The sequence below is a fragment of the Micromonospora sp. RL09-050-HVF-A genome (genome assembly GCF_019374995.1).
Classification (GTDB): domain Bacteria; phylum Actinomycetota; class Actinomycetes; order Mycobacteriales; family Micromonosporaceae; genus Micromonospora; species Micromonospora antibiotica.
In genome coordinates, this window is the sequence record NZ_JAGKQP010000002.1 from 2121676 (window position 1) to 2138953 (window position 17278).

Below are 17278 nucleotides of genomic sequence, written 5' to 3' on the forward strand. Positions count from 1 at the left end.
GCCCATGAATGTGACGTGCAGACATCCACCGGGTTTCCGAAGTAAAACGCTCACATCAGAGCAAGTCAATGCCGTCCTCAAACCGATACGGACACAACCGATCAAAGAGGGAAACAATACTGCTTTGACCGGCCAAGTGATCTGATACGATCACCATCGTTCATAACCGCTCTACCGTCCGAGGGGTCATGACCATCGCCGACCGCTTCGCCGGCCCGCTGGCTGCGGCGCGGCGCGGTCACCGGACGGAACCACCGGGACGGATGTTCGCGTCGCCGCAGGACGCCTGGTGCCTCGACCCGGGCCAGACGACCTCGCCGCCCCCACAGCCACCTGCCCGTGGCCGGCCAGTCATGGCTCGGCGGCGGCCGCGCCCGGCCGCCGCGCCGGGCGGCGCCTGGCCGGCTCGGCGACGGTCGGCAGCCGGGTGCGGCGTCGTGCGCCGCGACGATCCGGCGGAGCACGACTCCTATGCTCTTCGACGGATGGGAGATGAGCTGATCCGGCTCGCGGTCGACGTCACCGCGTTCGACCCGGCCGGCGAGCCCATCCGCACCCCGCACGAGCTCCCGCCGCACCAAGCGTTCCCCGGAGGTCCCCCATGACCAAGGACAGTCCTGTCGTCGCCACGACGGAGGGCTCCCGAGGGCCGCTTCAGGTCGCCCGCCGTCAGCAACTGTTGGCAGCCCTGCAACGGGACGGCTCGATGCGCGTCTCCGACCTGTCCCACGCGCTGGGCGCCGCGCCGGTCACCATCCGGCGTGACATCGCGGAGCTGGCCGCCGAGGGTCTGGTGCGCCGCGTCCACGGTGGGGTCGCCCTGATCCTGCCGGACGACGCCCCGGCAGCAGACGAGGCACCAGTCGCCGGCCTGGACCCGCTGGTCGGACGCGCCCTCGGCATGCTCGTGCCCTCATTGGACTACTACTGGCCGGACGTGGCCCGCGGCGTCGAGGGAGCAGCCCGCGAGCTCGACATGCGCGTGGTACTGCGCGGCTCCTCCTACGACACCGAGGACGACCAGCCGCAACTGGCCCGGCTCGTGGAGCGGATGGGCGTCGACGCGCTCATCATCGCGCCGAGCATGGACGCGCCGAGCGCCGAGCGCACCATCGAATGGCTCGACCAGGTCGGCATCCCGGTCGTCCTGCTGGAACGCACCGCCACGGTGGGCAGCCACCACGCGGTCATGGAGTCAGTGGTCACCGACCACGCACTCGGTGCGGCCATGGCGGTACGCCACCTCACCTCGCTCGGACACCGCACGGTCGGCCTGGTGCTCGATGCCAACAGCCCCACCAGCCAGCACGTACGGCGCGGCTGGCTCGACGCCACTACCGAGTGCGGCCTCGACCCGGACGCGACGGTGGTGGCCGTGGTGCCCGACGCGCGGTCACCGGAGCGGGACACCGTACTCAACGACGTCCTCGACCGGTGTCAGGCGACCGGGACGACGGCGCTGCTGGTGCACGCCGACGCCGAGGCCATCGCGCTGGTACAGCACTGCGAGGAACGGCACCTCTCCGTTCCCGGCGACCTCTCCATCGTGGCGTACGACGACGAGGTCGCCGGCCTCTTCAGCCCGCCGCTGACCGCGGTCCGACCGCCTCGACGCTCGATCGGACGGGCCGCCGTGCGTCTCGTCGCCGACCGGCTTGTCGACCCCGACCGCCCCACCCACCGGATCGTCATCAGCCCGTCACTGCGGATCCGGGGATCGACCGCGCCGCCACCCGCGTAGGTGCTCCACCTCATCCTCGGCTCCCCCGGTCACCGTCCGCCCGGCCGATACGGCAATGCTGGCCGACGCTCCTGGTCTGCCAGTCTGAAGAGGTCAGATCGATCCGGCGCCATCGGCTCACCGGCAGCACGCCTGGTGGCTCGGCGTCGGCTTCGGAATCGAGATCCACGACGACCTCCGTGTTTCGTTGATCAGTGGGGCAGGTCAGGTGCGTGTGCGGCAGGTGGTGCGGGCGTCGGCGTACCAGGCCGTAGTGAGAAGTCCTGCCTGGTGCCGTGACCACGAACGTTCACGGTGTCGGATGACACGCCGTCGTGCCTGTCGGCTGGAACCACGACTCGGACACTCCCCGTGACGAGCCGAGGAACTGTCCGGTCCGGGCTGGCCCGCCGGGCCCGGACCCGTTACCGCGCAGGCCCGCCGGGCCCGGGCCCTCTCGGGCCCGGACCGAGTCCGGCCCCGAGAGAGGTGACGGTCAGCTACGCAGACTCCATCGCTGGTTGGAGCCGCCGTTGCAGGACCACAGGATCAGTTTGGTGCCGTTAGCCGTCCCGGCGCCGTTCGCGTCGAGGCACAGTCCGGACTGCTGTCCGGTGATCGTGCCGTTGGAGTTGACGTTCCACTGCTGGTTCGGCTGGCCGTTACAGTCCCAGATGATCACCGTCGTGCCGTTGCTCGTACCCGCGCCGTTCGCGTCCAGGCACTTGCTGCCGTACACCTGCAGTTGCCTGCCCGAAGTGTAGGTGAAGCGCTGGCCCATGGCGGTGCCGCAGTCCCAGAGCTGCACCTGGGTGCCGTTGTTCTGGGTCGAGTTCGGCACGTCCACGCAGCGGTTGGACTGCGCGCCGACGATCTGCTGACCGGTTGCCGGCGGCGGCGTCGTGGGTGGGGTGGTGGTGGGTGGGGTGGTGGGTCCGTCGGGGCTCAGTGAGGTGATGAATCTCCACACCTCTGCCTGTGTCCAGGATTTGGCGCCGGGTGCGTAGGGGTCGGCCGAGCCGTCGACGGCGTTGGGGGCGTGTGGTCCGTCGAAGGCGCCCCAGACGACGGGGTAGCCGGTGCGGCAGCCCGTGTACCAGGTGACGATGTGGGTGAGGCTGCCCTGGGGTGGCTCGGGCGGGTTCTGTCGGGTGCAGCCGTTGTTCTGGACGAACCGGTCGCGCATCGACCGTCCGCCGGAGATGGGGAGGGTGCCGTCGCGTAGTCCGTGGATGCCGAAGTAGGCGATGGGATCGGTGCCGCCCTGGCATCCGCTGAGGACCCCGCCGGAGTAGACGATGACGCCGCGGAAGGTGGTGGCGCGGGCGCAGGCGATGGCGTAGGTCATGGCGCCGCCGTAGCTGAAGCCGGAGGCGAACAGCTGGGTGGTGTCGACGCACAGGCCGCCTTCGATCTGCCTGATCATGTCGTCGACGAAGGTGAGGTCCTGGCCGTTGGAGTTTCCCCAGCCGTTGTTGATGCCCTGGGGGGCGACGAAGATCGTGTTGCCCTTGCCGTACTTGTCGACGCGCAGTCCGTAGTAGGACCATTCGATGCCGCTGGTGCTGCCGTTGTCGACCTGTTCGGCGGTGCCACCGACCCAGTGGAAGGAGAAGACCAACCGGTAGGGGTGGTTGCTGTCGTAGTTGTCGGGGATCCGCAGGATGTAGCTGCGGTTCTGTCCGCCGCTGGTGATCGTGCGTTTACCGCTGGTCAGGGTGGGCGCCTTGCCGCACCCGGCGGTCGCGGCCAGCACACCAGCACCAGCGGTGGAGGCTGCGGAGGCGAGTCCGCCGCTGATGGTGAGGCCGGCGGCCAGGGTGAGGGCGACCGCGGCAGCTGCCACGGATGCCAGGGTTGCTCTGTGTTTCACGACCATTCAACTCCTTCTATCAGGAACATCCCGCCCCCGGTTTCGGCTACCCGCCTGCCTGGGTGGTCGGGTTTGGCTGTCCGTCCCACGCCTCGCCGTGGCGGCAGGGCTCCCGGCCCCGCCGGGCGGGAGCCGCACCTGATCCGCCGGCACCGACCCGGGACGGTACGGCGAGGACCGGCCTCCCGCTGTCGGCCCACCGCCGCTACCGGCGTACGACCCACGATCACGGACGGCCGCGATCACGCCGAGGACGGGTGAGCCGGACGTGGCGGCGTGGACGGGCACCGATGGGCGACTGACCGCGTACGCGGGGCATGCTCAGACAGGTCTCCGCAGGCTCGACGAATCGATTCGCCACACCGTACGGTCGGCATCACCGGACCGTCAAGTGATGGACGTCGATGTATTTGCCGAGGTGCCGGCCGGTGACGGCGGGCGCTGTCGCGTTGGCGGATCGGTGGGCACGCCGAGCCCCGCCAGTGGGCGCTGGTCAGATTGCTCCGGCGAGTTCGGTGAACGCGGAAGCCACCCGTAGAGAGGGCTCGGACTCCTGAAGGGACGGCCGCCTGTCCGGACTGCGCGGCCGTGACGGACCGGGTGCACGGGTATCACCAGTGGAGCCTCTTGGACGTGTCGGTCGATGCCCGGCCAGTGGTGCTCCGGGTACGCGTACGTCACCTGGCATGCCCGACGCAGGGCTGCCCACAGACGTTCCGTGAACAGCTTCCGGCTGTTCTGGAGCGTTACCAGTACCGCACACCCCGGTTGATCTCCCAGGTCGCTACGGTGTTGCGTCATCTGGCTGGCCGGGGCGGCGCTCGCCTGTTGTCAGTCCTGGCGATGGTCGTCATGTCCCGACACACCGCCCTGCCGGCGCTGCTACGCATACCGCCGACTGAGCGGAGGGTGCCCCGCGTGCCGCATCTGCGCCTGGTTGTCGGTGTCGTAGGCGAGTTCCACGAGACCGACGGGCTCGGCCGGCAACTTCGGGTAGAGCGGGGTGAAATCGAAGCCGGAGGCGCTGGTGCGCAGCAGTTCCTGCCCATCGTCGATCGCTTGGGTGAACCGCAGCATATCGGCCCGGTCGCGGTTGATCGAGTCGAGCAGGTCCCGCACCTCGCCGGCCACGCCCTCCCGGATCTTGATGAAGTATCCGCCGCGCAGGGCCGGGTTCGCGCTTGCCTCGACGTGAGAGGGCGGTCCGATGATGTTCGAGTTGATCTATGGCTTGTATCCGGTTGAAGGGCTTTCGGCAGGTTCGTCGGTGATCGCTACCACTCGATGCGTGGAAGGTGAATCCTGGTCGTGACCGACGGGCGGTAGTGGCGTTAGGTCGGTCATGGGTGATCGAAAGCCGTACCCGAGTGACCTCACCGACGAGCAGTGGGCGCTGATCGGGCCGTTCCTGCGGGCGCGGAAGACCAAGCGGGTCTCGGTGTCGGGCCATCAGGGTGACTACGACCTGCGGGAGATCGTGAACGCGATCTTCTACCAGAACCGGACCGGGTGTCAGTGGGCGTACCTGCCACATGACCTGCCCCCGAAGTCGGCCACCTACTACTACTTCGCTCTCTGGCGCGACGACGGCACCGACCAGACGATCCACGATCTACTGCGCTGCCAGGCTCGGGAGAACGCCGGCCGGGCCGAGGACCCCAGCGCGGTCGTGCTGGACACCCAGTCGATCCGCGCGGCGAACCATGTCCCGGCTGCCACGACCGGCAAGGACGCGGCGAAGAAGGTACCGGGGCGTAAGCGGGGCCTGGCCGTGGACGCCCTGGGTTTGATCATCGCGGTCGTGGTGACCGCGGCGTCGTCCACCGACAACGCCATCGGCGTTCGACTGCTCGACAAGGTCGCCACGCACACCCCGACGGTCACCCGCGCCTTCGTCGACGCCGGGTTCAAACAGGACGTGGCGCTGCACGGCGCCGTGCTGGGAATCGACGTCGAGGTCGTCAAACGATCCGACACCCGGCCCGGGTTCGTGCCGATCCGCAAACGGTGGATCGTGGAGCAGGTCAACGGCACGCTGATGCTGCACCGCCGCCTCGTGCGCGAGTACGAGAGCCGACCGGAATCGGCGGTGTCACGGACGGTGTGGGCATCGACGGCAAACATCGTGCGCCGGCTGACCGGGACCACCACATCCTCCTGGCGACACCGGTGAACCTTCCCACGCTGCTCGACCTGATCGCCGAACGCGAGGCCACCGCACGCCAGGCCGCCGACCGGCTCCGCGAGCAGATCACCACACTCACCACCGAACTCACCCGCGTCGAGGGCGAACTGGCCGACCTGAAGACCACCCGCACCACCCTGCGTGCCCTCGCCGCCGCCGAGTTCACCGCCGACGACCCGACGATCGCCAGCGCCCCCTACCAACAGATCCTGGAAGTCCTCACCACCGCCCCGACCGGCATGCGCGCGAAAGGCATCTGCCTCGCGCTCGGCGTCGAGCCCTCACCGAAACACGTCGAAGGCGCCCGCGCGAAGCTGAAACGCATGGTCACCCGCCAGGTCCTGACCGAAGACGAACCCGGAGTGTTCACCCTCGCCCCGAAACGGACCTAATGTTCCGAACCGTCCTCTGATAGGACCGGCCGGCGCAAGATCCCTCACCACGGCCAGGCCGCCGCGACCAGGGCGGACGTAGTTCTCGGCACCCACAGCGTCGACGGGTAGCGGACAAGCGCGTGCTGGCTCTGGTCAAGGCGTTCCTCAAGGCGGCATCCTCACCGAGGTCGGTGGTTGCGCGGACACCCATACCGGAACGCCGCAGGGGTCTTTATGCTCAGCTGAACATAATGAACCCTATGAACAGTGCTGGGTTATGCGCAGCGGTGGTCTGTTGGTCCTGGTGAGGCGGACAGGGGAGGCAGGGTCTTCTCGCGAGATCGTCACAGTGACCTCTTCGGCACAGCCAGCAGAGTATTTGAGTGTTGTCAGCCTGCCCACCGGTGCGGGCCCGGGCCCGCGGCTGTGGCGTGGGTCGTGGACGCGGGCACGCTGAGGACGGCGCGCGCGGCGGCGATGACGAACGATTTCTCCTCGGCGGTGAGTCGGCGTCGCTGATCGAACGACGTTCGAGGGGTGCCGGCGCATCGTTCTGCCGTGGTGCCGGTCTCCGCCGCGGTCAGCACGCCGGCGTGGATGACACCCACGACGCATCGCCCACGCAGTACGGCGGCTTGGTCGGTGCCTCCGCCGATGGCCTTTTGGAGGGTGAGCACGCGTTCGGGAAGGCGCAGTCGCCGCAGCTCGCGGGCCACCGACGGGTCTCCGAACAGCGAGCGCAGCAGCGCGGCGTGCTCGTCGAAGATGTCGACCAGGCGGGCCAGGAGGTCGGTGGTCATCGTTCCCGCGGCGTTGAGGTCGGCGACGAACGCATCGTGTTCGCCCAGCGGGGGTGTCATCAGGGCGTGCAGCAGCTCCTCCTTGGAGGAGAAGTGGTAATACAGGGAACCCTTGGTCATCTGGACCTGCTCGGCGACATCCTGCACTGACGTGCCGGCGTATCCGCGCTCGACGAACAGCCGTCGGGCCACGTCCAGGATCCGCCGGCGGGTCTTCTCCGCCGCACTTCCCACGGTCCGCGCCATTGCCACCTCCCGTACTGCCATCCGAGCCTGGGTGTTGATCCGATGCCAGACCGTGGCCGACCGGCCGTGGCCACACGCTCAGCAAACCGGCTGTTCCCCGGCGACGCAAACCGCCTGATCGCCGCGTGCGACCGTCCGCCGTCGGAGCGAACGCGGTCTCAGCCAGTTCACAGGAACGTTGGTTACCTTGCGCGCGAACATACCGACCGTTTGATTAAAAAGGGGGTCCGGCATGGCAGGGGTCGCACGCTGGTGTTTTCGTCGACGGTATGTCGTCGTGTTGCTGTGGGTAGCGGTGCTGGTCGGCCTCGGAGCGCTCAGCCAGGCCGCGGGAAGCGCCTACTCCAACAGCTTCTCGCTGCCCGGCACTGATTCCAGTAAGGCACTCGACCTGCTCAGGTCAGCCTTCCCGGCGCAGGCCGGCGACTCCGACACCATCGTGTGGCGGGTGTCCGCCGGGTCAGTCCGCGACCCCCAGGTCCAGCAATCGATCACCGTGATGCTGGACAAGGTCGCCGACGCGCCGTCGGTCGCCGCCGTCAAGAGCCCTTACGTCGCCGGCGGCGCGGCGCAGATCAGCCCGGACGGGCGTACCGCGTACGCCACGGTGAACCTGGAAGGACTCGCCCAGGAAGTCCCGAAGGCAGATGTCGAGAACGTGATCTCGTTGGCCGAGTCCGCGCGCACCGATAACGTCGCGGTGGAACTCGGCGGCAACGCGATCCGTCAGGTCAACAAGGTCTCCACCTCGGTGTCGGAGGTCGTCGGTGTCGTCGCCGCGGCGGTGGTGCTGCTCATCGCGTTCGGTTCGTTGCTGTCGATGCTGTTGCCCCTGGTCACCGCGATCGTGTCGCTGTTCGTCAGCATTCTGAGCATCGGCCTGTTGAGCCACGTCGTCACCATGAACGACATCGCGCCGACCCTGGCCGTGCTCATCGGCCTCGGCGTGGGCATCGACTATGCGCTGTTCATCGTCTCCCGGCACCGCAGCGGCCTCAAGGCAGGGCTCACCGCCGAGGAGGCGACGGTACGAGCGCTGAACACCTCGGGCCGAGCCGTCATCTTCGCTGGCCTCACGGTCTGCGTCGCCATGCTCGGCATGCTCGTGCTACAGCTGTCGTTCCTCACCGGCATCGGCATCGCCGCGGCGGTGATGGTACTCATCAGCGTGGCAGCGGCGACGACCCTGCTGCCCGCGATGCTCGGCATCATCGGTCACCGGGTGCTGAGCCGGCGGGAACGGCGCCAACTCGCCGCCGAGGGCCCGCGCGACGTATCCGGCCAGGGCTTCTGGGCCCGCTGGGCCACCTTCGTGCAGCGGCACCCGCGGCTTCTCGCACCGGCCGCGCTGGCCGTCATGGTAGCGCTGATCATCCCGGTCTTCTCGCTGCACCTCGGCTCCTCCGACCAGGGCAACGACCCGGCCGGCACGACCACCCGCAAGGCCTACGACATGCTCGCCACAGGGTTCGGGCCAGGCTTCAACGGGCCGCTACAACTGGTCGCCGCGACCTCCTCCCCCGCCGACCAGCAGGCGCTGGCCGGCCTCGCGAACACCGTCAGCAGGACGCCCGGCGTCGCGGCGGCCATCGCACTGCCGGCACAGCCCGGCGCGAAGCTCGGCATCATCCAGGTCATCCCGACCACCTCACCGCAGGACTCCAAGACCAGTGACCTGATCACACACCTGCGCAAAGACGTCATCCCCGCCGCCGAGGCGGACACCGGGCTGCGCGTGTACGTCGGCGGCCAGACCGCCATCTTCGATGACTTCGCCGACGTCATCACCGCGAAGCTGCCGCTGTTCATCGGTGTCATCGTCGGCCTGGGCTTCCTCCTGATGCTGCTCGCGTTCCGCAGCGTCGTGGTATCGCTGACCGCGGCGGTGATGAACCTGCTCGCGGCCGGTGCCTCGTTCGGTGTGGTGGTCGCGTTCTTCCAGTGGGGGTGGGGCTCCGAGGCGTTCGGAATCGGCAAGGCCGGCCCGGTGGAGGCGTTTCTGCCCGTGATGATGCTCGCCATCCTCTTCGGGCTGTCCATGGACTACCAGGTGTTCCTGGTCAGCCGGATGCACGAGGAGTGGGTGCACACCCGCGACAACCGGCGTGCGGTCACCATCGGTCAGGCCTCCACCGGCCGCATCATCACCGCTGCGGCAACGATCATGATCTGCGTCTTCCTGGCCTTCGTCTTCGGCGGCCAACGGGTCATCGCCGAATTCGGCGTCGGCCTGGCCAGCGCGGTGCTCATCGACGCGTTCGTGCTGCGGACACTACTGGTGCCAGCACTGATGCACCTGCTGGGCAAGGCCAACTGGTGGCTGCCGACATGGATCGACAGGTGGCTCCCACACGTCTCGGTCGAACCGGCCGACGACGCCGCTTCGGCCACCGGTCAGACACCCGCCGCAGACCCGACGCACCAGACGATCCCGGCGGCATCGGCCTAATGCCCCTGAGCCGGTCGTCGGCCTCAACCTCGTCACGCGAAACCGGATCCCGCAGGCGCGACCGAGCGGGATCCATACCGCAACGGCACCGGGCGAGGCCGCCGACGCGCTCGCGGCGGCTGATGACGATCTGCACACCGCCCTCGCAGACCTGCAGGCCCAACTCGCGAAGGGCAACCGGGCGACGTCCGGATCACCGACGACGGCGAGCTGATCATCCCGCCTCTGACGGCTGAGGACGTACCCGCCGAGACCGACGCGCTGCGTGCCGAGCTGGCCGGGATGCTGCCACGGGCGCCGATCGCGTCGGTGCTGGTAGAGGTCGACGCCCGGATCGGGTTCACCGACCACCTGGTGCACGCCGGTGAGAAGTTCGCCCGGCCGGCGGAGCTCAAGCGCAGTCTGATGTACGTGGTCATCGCGGAGGCCACGAACCTGGGCCTGTCCGCGATGGAAGAGTCGTACGACGTGCTCGCCTGGACCGCCGAGTGGTACCTCCGGCCGGAGGCCCTGGAGGCAGCTAACGCCACGGTGGTCAACTACCACCATCGGCTGCCGCTGACCCGGGCGTCCGGCTCGGGCACCCTGTCGTCCTCGGGCGGGCAGCGGTCCCGGTCAAGGGCAAGAGCATCACCGCCCGGCACCTGTCGCAGTACCTCGTCCACGGGCAGGGCATCTCCACCTACACCCACGTTTTCGACCAGCACTCGACCTACGACACGAAGGTGATCCTGGCGCACATCTGGCTGACCTACCACGAGAACGGCACTTCTACGGCACCGACTCCGTCGACATCGACGGCGAACTCTCCCAGCTCGACGCCGACGGCTACCGGCCGCTGCGCCTGGCCCAGGTTGCCACGGCAAGTGGCTGACCGGACTCCGGTGACGGACGATGCCCGCCGACTGGTAAGTCGGCGGGCATCGGTGTGCCGGTGGGGCGCTCACGCGCAGCAGCTGCCGCGGGCCGACTGGTTGAGGGCTGTCAGGCCGGTAACGGGGCCTGCAGGGTGCCGGGCTGTTCGGTCAGCGCGGCACCCTGCAGGCCGGCGTCATCGCAGCCACGGATTCCGCCCCCGGGGCCCTGCAGAACATGCGCTGCATCTTCCTGGGGCAGCCTCCGTCGTCCCGCCGAGGGGCGTATGCAGATCAACGGCGTGTACTCAGGACGCGGGTTGCTCGCTGGGGAAGAAGACCTTCTCGACCTGGTCGTGGTGGGTGTGCAGCTCCCAGTACAGCGGCGCGATCTCTTCCGGTGCGGTGGCGCCCGGCTGGCGGCCGAGCCACGCACCGATCGCTATGTGACCGACCTGTACTCCTCGAGGAGCGGCGGCGGCGTGCAGACCATGGGCCCAGCTGCGTAGCCACGCCGCGGCCGGGGCGACGTTGCCGAACATGTCGTGACCCATCTCGGGGCGTACGGAGGAGGCGCCGGTGGTGAACAGGATCGTGCCCGAGCCTCGGGCGAGCATCTCCGGCAAGACCTCGTTGACCGCTGCCACGGCGCCGTGCACGTAGAAGTCGAGCTGGATCTGCACGTTGTCGTGGGTCAGCTCGGTGGAGGAAGCCATCGGCAGCGTCAGGTTGGCCGGCGAGTACTCAAGGACATCGATCTGCCCGAATCGCTGCTTGACCGCCGCGAGGCCGGAGACGATCGACGGCCGGTCCAGGACGTCGGCCGCGAAGGCCGCCGCTTCGACGCCTTGGCCGGTCAGTTCGGCCACGACCGCCTCCAGGTTGGCCGGGGTACGCGACAGCAGCGCGACCTGGTGGCCTTGGCTGCCGAAGGTCTGGGCGATGGCGAGCCCCATTCCGGGACCGGCACCCATGATGGCGATGGTCGGCATGACTTCTCCTTCGATGACAACAGCGTTGTGGACAGCGGGTTCGGTCGGGGCCGAGTGCCGCTGGGAGTTGATGAGGCGCAAGAGGAGCAGGCGGGGCACCGCGTACCACTGGCCGATGTCAGTCGCTGATTCGCAGCTCCTGCCGCGCGTATCGCAGGTCCTCGGTCTGAGCGAGGATGAACTGCGCGAGATCGGCCCGGGCGATGCGCGAGCCGACCCGGTCCCCGGATCCGGTCCTGGTGCGCACCTTGACCCTGCCCGATCCCGGCTGGTCGTTGGGTGCGGTGACGACCACGATGGCCCAGTCCGAATCCGAGCCACGAACGGCCTCACCCACCTGAACCGTCTCGTTGACCATGGAGCGGGTAGCGGGCAGCAGCCCGAACAGGGCGAAGCTCGCGCTGCGCAACGCCCGCAGCAGGGGATTGCGGGGAATCACGATGCTCGGCCCCCAGTTGTAGACGAGCCTGAGGGCCCGGTGTGCGCGCATCGCGGCCAGGATAGTGCCCGTTCCCGACGCGAGAGGCACCTCCCGTGGCCCGCCGAGGATCTTGGGGCTGAGGGAGGCGAGGACGGCGTCAGCGCCGCGGGCGGCGTCGGCGACGACCACCTCGTTGGTCAACTCGCCCTGCGCGACCCGCAGCCGGTCGTGGCGCAGGGCGAGCTTCGCCGGATTGCGCATCAATGCCACCATATCGGGCCAGACCGCGAGCGCCTGCTCGACCAGATGCACGCCGGTGTGGCCGCTCGCGCCGAAGATGGCCAGTTTCATCAAATCTCCCCAAGCCTGGTCCGCGCCGAGTCGCGACACAGCGTGACAAAATGAGGCCGCCCTCATGTTGAGCTTAGCACGAAAGTCGAGGTACCCCTCAAATTGATAGACTGTGGGGTATGCCCCCTGACCGTGCACCAGCCGCGACCCCGGTCTCCGCGCCCGCCCGCCCGCTGCGCCGCGATGCCCAGCGCAATCGCGAGTCGCTACTGGCCGCCGCCCGGGCCACGTTCGCCGAGCAGGGGATGCAGGCGTCGCTGGAGCAGGTCGCCAAGCGTGCAGGGGTGGCCATCGGCACCCTCTACAACCACTTCCCCGCCCGGCTGGACCTGGTGCAAGAGGTATTCGCCGGCAAACTCGCGACCTGGATCGCCGCAGCCGAACAAGCCCTGAGCATGGACGACGCGTGGGAAGGGCTCCGCCTGTTCCTGGAAACCATGTGCGAACTGCAGGCCCGCGACCGCGGCTTCAACGACTTCGCCTCGATCCGGCTGCCAGAGGATGCCTGCCTGGCCGGCCAGCAGACCCGCGTCCACGACCTCGGTGTACGCATCGTCGAACGGGCGCGAGAACAGGGCCGCCTACGAGCCGACCTGGTACCCGAGGACCTCGCCTTCGTCATCTGGTCCCACAGCCGGATCATCGAGGCGACCGACGGGATCGCCCCGCACGCCTGGCGCCGCCACCTGTACCTGATGCTCGACGGGTTCCGCGCTGAGCGCGCCCGCCCGCTCCCCGAACCGCCCCTGACTCCCGGACAGCTCTACCGCGCCATGCTGCGCCTCGGCGGCGGCGACAACAGCACCGACTGACTGCCCGGGACGCCGAGCTGGCGTGTCCCCGTGCAGCTACGCCGCCGGCATGTCCCCTGTCCGGCAACTACATCGCCGGCGACGCCGCTGACCAGCAGCCCGAACGGCTCCACCGACGGTGCCGGTTCCGCGTCGACCATGGCGAACTCCGCTGTGGCCGGCAGGTAGCCGGCAAGGACCACCTGCTGCCCGCCGGTCGTCGAGCGTAGCCGTACGGCGGTCGCGTCAGAATCCGAGTGCTTACCGCCGTGTGTATCACGGCATCGACGACCACATGGCCAAGGTGCGGCAACAGCACACCCAGGCCGGCCGCCGCGTTGATCAGAGTCCACAGCCAGCCAAACGATCACGACCAACTGCTAGTGCCTTGACCACGAACGTTCACGGTGTTGGTTGACACGCCGTCCGGCCTGCTGGTCGGGCGGCGTCGTGGGGGTCAGGCTGTGGCGGTGGCAGATCCTGTACGCGTGCGGCGGCTGAGTGACCTGGAGGGTCAGCAGCTGCTCAGAATCACCCGCCGGGGCACCGGTTCACCGATCCGACTGCGGCGAGCGATGGTCGTGCTCGCGTCCGCTGGTGGGAACACGGTGCCGGCGATCGCCCGTCTCGTGCAAGCCGATGAGGACACGATCCGGCAGGTCGTCCACCGGTTCAACGAGATGGGGATGGCCAGCCTGGACCCTCAGTGGGCGGGTGGCCGTCCCCGCCAGATCAGTCCTGACGAAGAGCAGTTCATCGTCGAGACGGCCAACACCCGCCCCGAGAAGCTGGGGCGACCGTTCACCCGTTGGAGCATCCGCAAGCTCGCCGATCACCTGCGCGTCCACTCCGCTCGACGGGTCCGGATCGAGCGGGAACGGCTGCGGCAGATCCTGCACCGACACCGGATCACCTTCCAACGGACCAAGACGTGGAAGGAGTCCACCGATCCGCACCGGGACGCCAAACTGGCCCGGATCGAGTACGTGAGTACCTGTTTCCCGCAGCGGGTGTTCGCGTTCGACGAGTTCGGGCCCCTGGTGATCCGTCCGCAGGCCGGCGCAGGTTGGGCACCGGCGGGGCACCCGCACCGGTTGCCCGCGAACTACCACAAGCTGCACGGCGTCCGGCAGTTCCACGGCTGCTACTCAGTCGGTGACGACCAGCTCTGGGGTGTCGTCCGGCGGCGAAAGAGCGCCGGCAACACCCTGGCGGCGCTCAAGTCGATCCGGGCCTCTCGACCCGACGGGGCACCGATCTACGTGATCCTGGACAACCTGTCCGCGCACAAAGGACTCAAGATCCGCAGGTGGGCCGCCCGGAGCAAGGTCGAACTCTGCTTCACCCCGACCTACGCCTCCTGGGCCAACCCGATCGAAGCCCAGTTCGGGCCGCTACGCACCTTCGTCATCGCCGGCTCGAACCACCCCAACCACACCGTCCTGGCGCGTCGGCTACAGACCTACCTGCGGTGGCGCAACGCCAACGCCCGCCACCCCGACGTTCTCGCCGCCCAACGCCGCGAACGCGCCCGAATCCGCAGCGAACGACAACGACGATGGGGCCAACCCACCACCCACGCAGCCTGACCCCAACACCCTGAACGTTCGTGGTCACGGCACTAGCGGGTGGGGTTGGCCGGTGAGGGCGACCAGGGCGGTGGCGACGGCGTGGAGGTCGGCTTTGATGTAGGTGGTGGTGGCGGGTCCGCGGCTGTCGGTGTGGCCGGCGTAGGCGCGGGCTATCCCGTAGCCGAAGCGCCGTTCGACCCAGGTGAGGGTGGTGTGGCGTAGCCAGTGGGTGGAGATGCCCTGCGCGGCGACCCACGGGAGCTGACGCCCGATGCGTTTCCACAGCAGGTCGTAGCGGCGGTAGCTGGCGGGTTGGCCGTTGCGGTAGCGCAGGAGCTTGTCGGTGGGCGCGACGGCGCCGCGGGCGTTGGCGTGATCGAGGAGGCGTTCGGCGAGCATCGGGGTGATGGGTTGCCACCGTTGGGTGCCGCCCTTTTCGGTGAGCCGGATCAGGGCGTGGTCGGTATCGAGGTCGATCAGGCGCAGCGCCAAGGCACCTCCGCGGCGGCAGGCGGTTTCGGTGTGCAGGCGCAGCAGCAGGGCGTCGAGGATGATGTCGTTGCCGCCGCTGCGGGCGGCGCGGTTGATCTCCTCCAGTTCTATCGGGGTGAGGGCGCGGCGGGTGTTGGGCAGCCGGCGGGGCTTGCGCACCCGGTGGGCGGGGCTGTCTACGGCCGTGATGTAGCCGTCGGCGATAGCCCGGGTGTAGAAGGCGCGGGCGGCGGCGACGAAATGCTCGCCGGCGTGCCGACCGTGACGGGAGTTGCGGCGGGAGCGGGCGCCGGCGGTGGCCTGGCGCATGAGGGCTTCGATGTCGCTTGCGGTGACCGTATCGAGGCGGCGGTCGCCGAGGGTCGCGGCCATGCGGTTCCAGTAGCTTCGGTAGCCGCGCCGGGTGCCGGGGCTCGCCGCCGCTTCGACGCGGGGCAGGTATTCGGCGATTGTCGGCACCGCGCGGCTGGTGGTGTCGGTGAGGTCGGCGGCGGTGAGGCCGAGATGGTCGAGCCGCGCTCGGGCGATGGTGATGCGGTCGGGGTCAGCGCTCATCGAGTGCTCCGAGGATGTGGGCGTGCAGGTCGGCCAGGAGCGTGGTGATGGTGTTTGAGGGGTGCACGACGATCAGGTCTCGGCCGCGGAAGGCGGCCAGGAGCACCGGTTGACCGGGAGTGATGCCGCACAGGTGGCGGGCGGCGGCCGGCAGGGGAAGCTCTTCACGGGCGCCCACGACGTGCTCCCCGTCAACGGCAGGGGCGATGAGCAGCGCGGCGTGCACGACGTCGACGCGCAGGGCGAGGCCAGGCGTCCAACCCAGGGCGCGCAGCAGCGGGCGGGCGGTCACCCGACCCGCGGAATCGGGGCGGGCGACGTCGAACAACACCCCGCCGGAGGTCTGGTCAGCGGGCGGCGGCAGGGTCGGCATGGGTGCCGGCTGCGGCGGCGCGACCGGCAGTGGGGTGGGCACGAGCGCCTCGACGAGCTGCTCGTCGTGCCAGCGGGGAGGGAGCGGTCGGCGGCTCACGGCCGTTCCCGCCAATGTGGCCGCGCCAGTGTCAGCGCAGGCGGGGGCGTCCCCCGAGGTTCGTCATGAGCATGGATGCTGCTGGTGGTGATCCGCTGCCCCGCCGTTGCCGGTCGATCTTGCGCGAATCTCCACGAAAACTGGTGTCCGAGGGGGGATGAGCCCCCACGCGAAGCATCCCTGCACACGGTAGGTGTGCATGCAGCAAAGGCTACCGGTCGTATACCCCATGACGGAACCCCTCGGTTCCAGCACGCGCTTCCGCGATGCGGAGGATCCCGAGGTCACACAGCCTGGTCGGCGCGGCCACTAAAGGACGTCTCGTAACTCGGTGAAGGCTTTGCCCGGCACCGGTGCTGGGTCACCCCGTGAGGATGATGTTGTGGAAAGGTCTTCATGCGGGCCAGGGCGTGTTCGACCTGGGCGCGGACGGTGCGGTGTTGCCTGTTCAGCTCCTTCTGCCAATCGGGTAGCTCGCTGCCGTCGGCGGGCTTGCGGTACGGGATGATCACCTCCGGGTTGCCGCGGTAGGCGCCGTCGGCCATGACCGGCCTTCCGGTCAGTTTCTGGTTGATGCCGGAGGTGCGGTAGACGATGGTGTCGTTGCGGTTGCCGGGTTGTGGATCGCCGAGAGCCACGACGAGGCGGGTGTGGGCGTCGATAGCGACCTGCAGGTTCGTGCTGTAGCGGTAGTTCTTGCTCGGGGCGGCCAGACGGTGGTCCCGGGTCGGGACGAGGGTGCCGTCGACGATGGTGATCTGCTCGACCCGACGCCGCCGCCCCGGAGTGAGAGCGAGCAGAGGGCCGAGGGTGTCGATGACCCGGTGCGCGGCGGAGTGCGACACCCCGAACAGCGGACCGATCTGCCGCATCGTCAGGTTCGTGCGCCAGTATGCGGCCACCAGCAACACCCGGTCGGCGAGGTCGAGAGACCACTGCCGGCCCGGCCGACCATCAGCGATCGCATCACCACCACGCTCGGCGACCAACCTGACCAGTCTGCGGAACTGGGCGGGCTGCAGCCCCGTGAACGGGAAGATCCACTCCTGGCGGGCCGCTGAGATTACCTGCACCCCAACATGATCCACCATGGACCGAACGCCGAGTTACGAGACGTCCTTTAGGGCCGCTT

15 protein-coding genes and 2 pseudogenes are annotated in these 17278 nt (G+C 68.8%); 8 read left to right on the forward strand and 9 right to left on the reverse strand.

The window, feature by feature from the left end; translation table 11 throughout:
- The first annotated feature begins 601 nt into the window (after nt 1-601).
- Nucleotides 602-1741, forward strand: a complete 1140-nt coding sequence (locus J7462_RS09200; protein ID WP_219463496.1) for a substrate-binding domain-containing protein — start codon at nt 602-604, stop codon at nt 1739-1741.
- A 10-nt stretch (nt 1742-1751) separates the two neighbouring features.
- Here J7462_RS09200 and J7462_RS09205 read toward each other — a convergent pair whose 3' ends face one another.
- Both J7462_RS09205 and J7462_RS09210 read right to left on the reverse strand, forming a co-directional pair.
- Nucleotides 1752-1910, reverse strand: a complete 159-nt coding sequence (locus J7462_RS09205) for a hypothetical protein (RefSeq protein ID WP_219463497.1) — start codon at nt 1908-1910, stop codon at nt 1752-1754.
- 306 nt (nt 1911-2216) lie between these two features.
- Nucleotides 2217-3566, reverse strand: coding sequence for a ricin-type beta-trefoil lectin domain protein (locus J7462_RS09210; RefSeq protein WP_308290841.1), 1350 nt, complete (start codon nt 3564-3566; stop codon nt 2217-2219).
- 561 nt (nt 3567-4127) lie between these two features.
- On the opposite strand from J7462_RS09210, the pseudogene J7462_RS09215 reads away from it, so the two are divergent.
- Nucleotides 4128-4514: pseudogene (locus J7462_RS09215) on the forward strand (transposase family protein); the annotation flags it as partial.
- On the opposite strand, the gene J7462_RS09220 reads toward J7462_RS09215, so the two are convergent.
- Nucleotides 4476-4817, reverse strand: a complete 342-nt coding sequence (locus J7462_RS09220) for a hypothetical protein (RefSeq protein WP_219470161.1) — start codon at nt 4815-4817, stop codon at nt 4476-4478. The pseudogene J7462_RS09215 and the gene J7462_RS09220 overlap by 39 nt on opposite strands.
- Nucleotides 4818-4935: 118 nt before the next feature.
- On the opposite strand from J7462_RS09220, the gene J7462_RS09225 reads away from it, so the two are divergent.
- Together J7462_RS09225 and J7462_RS09230 are read left to right on the forward strand one after the other, a co-directional pair.
- Nucleotides 4936-5766 carry an IS5 family transposase gene (locus tag J7462_RS09225; RefSeq protein ID WP_219463508.1) on the forward strand — a complete coding sequence of 277 codons (831 nt, stop codon included), beginning with the start codon at nt 4936-4938 and terminating at the stop codon, nt 5764-5766.
- Nucleotides 5763-6170 (forward strand): hypothetical protein, encoded by a 408-nt coding sequence (locus tag J7462_RS09230; RefSeq protein ID WP_219463509.1) that lies wholly within the window; start codon nt 5763-5765, stop codon nt 6168-6170. Before J7462_RS09225 ends, J7462_RS09230 begins: the two co-directional genes overlap by 4 nt.
- 371 nt (nt 6171-6541) lie before the next feature.
- Here J7462_RS09230 and J7462_RS09235 read toward each other — a convergent pair whose 3' ends face one another.
- Nucleotides 6542-7219, reverse strand: a complete 678-nt coding sequence (locus J7462_RS09235; protein ID WP_219463511.1) for a TetR/AcrR family transcriptional regulator — start codon at nt 7217-7219, stop codon at nt 6542-6544.
- Between the two features lie 256 nt (nt 7220-7475).
- Here J7462_RS09235 and J7462_RS09240 point away from each other — a divergent pair, with 256 nt between their 5' ends.
- Together J7462_RS09240 and J7462_RS09245 are read left to right on the forward strand one after the other, a co-directional pair.
- A complete protein-coding gene (locus tag J7462_RS09240) occupies nt 7476-9647 on the forward strand; it encodes an MMPL family transporter (RefSeq protein WP_219463514.1) in 2172 nt (723 codons plus the stop codon).
- 88 nt (nt 9648-9735) lie between these two features.
- A pseudogene (locus tag J7462_RS09245) lies at nt 9736-10384 on the forward strand (Tn3 family transposase); the annotation flags it as partial.
- A gap of 425 nt (nt 10385-10809) precedes the next feature.
- Here the strand turns inward: J7462_RS09245 and J7462_RS09250 are convergent.
- The gene (locus J7462_RS09250) at nt 10810-11493 is read right to left on the reverse strand and encodes an SDR family oxidoreductase (RefSeq protein ID WP_219463516.1); all 684 of its coding nucleotides are present in this window, start codon (nt 11491-11493) and stop codon (nt 10810-10812) included.
- Nucleotides 11494-11611: 118 nt separating this feature from the next.
- On the reverse strand, nt 11612-12265 hold the full coding sequence (locus J7462_RS09255; RefSeq protein ID WP_219463518.1) for an NAD(P)-dependent oxidoreductase: 654 nt from the start codon (nt 12263-12265) through the stop codon (nt 11612-11614).
- A 119-nt stretch (nt 12266-12384) separates the two neighbouring features.
- Here J7462_RS09255 and J7462_RS09260 point away from each other — a divergent pair, with 119 nt between their 5' ends.
- Together J7462_RS09260 and J7462_RS09265 are read left to right on the forward strand one after the other, a co-directional pair.
- Nucleotides 12385-13077, forward strand: a complete 693-nt coding sequence (locus J7462_RS09260) for a TetR/AcrR family transcriptional regulator (RefSeq protein WP_255597649.1) — start codon at nt 12385-12387, stop codon at nt 13075-13077.
- 449 nt (nt 13078-13526) lie between these two features.
- Nucleotides 13527-14645 carry an IS630 family transposase gene (locus tag J7462_RS09265; RefSeq protein WP_308290842.1) on the forward strand — a complete coding sequence of 373 codons (1119 nt, stop codon included), beginning with the start codon at nt 13527-13529 and terminating at the stop codon, nt 14643-14645.
- 24 nt (nt 14646-14669) lie between these two features.
- Here J7462_RS09265 and J7462_RS09270 read toward each other — a convergent pair whose 3' ends face one another.
- The 3 genes from J7462_RS09270 to J7462_RS09280 all read right to left on the reverse strand — a co-directional run bounded on the left by J7462_RS09270 (nt 14670) and on the right by J7462_RS09280 (nt 17219).
- A complete protein-coding gene (locus J7462_RS09270) occupies nt 14670-15674 on the reverse strand; it encodes a site-specific integrase (protein ID WP_219463522.1) in 1005 nt (334 codons plus the stop codon).
- Nucleotides 15664-16146 carry a hypothetical protein gene (locus tag J7462_RS09275; protein ID WP_219463524.1) on the reverse strand — a complete coding sequence of 161 codons (483 nt, stop codon included), beginning with the start codon at nt 16144-16146 and terminating at the stop codon, nt 15664-15666. Before J7462_RS09275 ends, J7462_RS09270 begins: the two co-directional genes overlap by 11 nt.
- Nucleotides 16147-16430: 284 nt before the next feature.
- Nucleotides 16431-17219, reverse strand: coding sequence for a transposase family protein (locus J7462_RS09280; protein ID WP_374197509.1), 789 nt, complete (start codon nt 17217-17219; stop codon nt 16431-16433).
- Nucleotides 17220-17278: the final 59 nt, after the last annotated feature.

Excerpts from the sequence above, each read along its gene's own strand:
- J7462_RS09260 (WP_255597649.1), top strand. The coding sequence starts at position 12,385 with ATGCCCCCTGACCGTGCACCAGCCGCGACCCCGGTCTCCGCGCCCGCC.
- J7462_RS09235 (WP_219463511.1), bottom strand. The coding sequence starts at position 7,219 with ATGGCAGTACGGGAGGTGGCAATGGCGCGGACCGTGGGAAGTGCGGCG.
- J7462_RS09200 (WP_219463496.1), top strand. The coding sequence starts at position 602 with ATGACCAAGGACAGTCCTGTCGTCGCCACGACGGAGGGCTCCCGAGGG.
- J7462_RS09270 (WP_219463522.1), bottom strand. The coding sequence starts at position 15,674 with ATGAGCGCTGACCCCGACCGCATCACCATCGCCCGAGCGCGGCTCGAC.
- J7462_RS09250 (WP_219463516.1), bottom strand. The coding sequence starts at position 11,493 with ATGCCGACCATCGCCATCATGGGTGCCGGTCCCGGAATGGGGCTCGCC.
- J7462_RS09225 (WP_219463508.1), top strand. The coding sequence starts at position 4,936 with ATGGGTGATCGAAAGCCGTACCCGAGTGACCTCACCGACGAGCAGTGG.
- J7462_RS09255 (WP_219463518.1), bottom strand. The coding sequence starts at position 12,265 with ATGAAACTGGCCATCTTCGGCGCGAGCGGCCACACCGGCGTGCATCTG.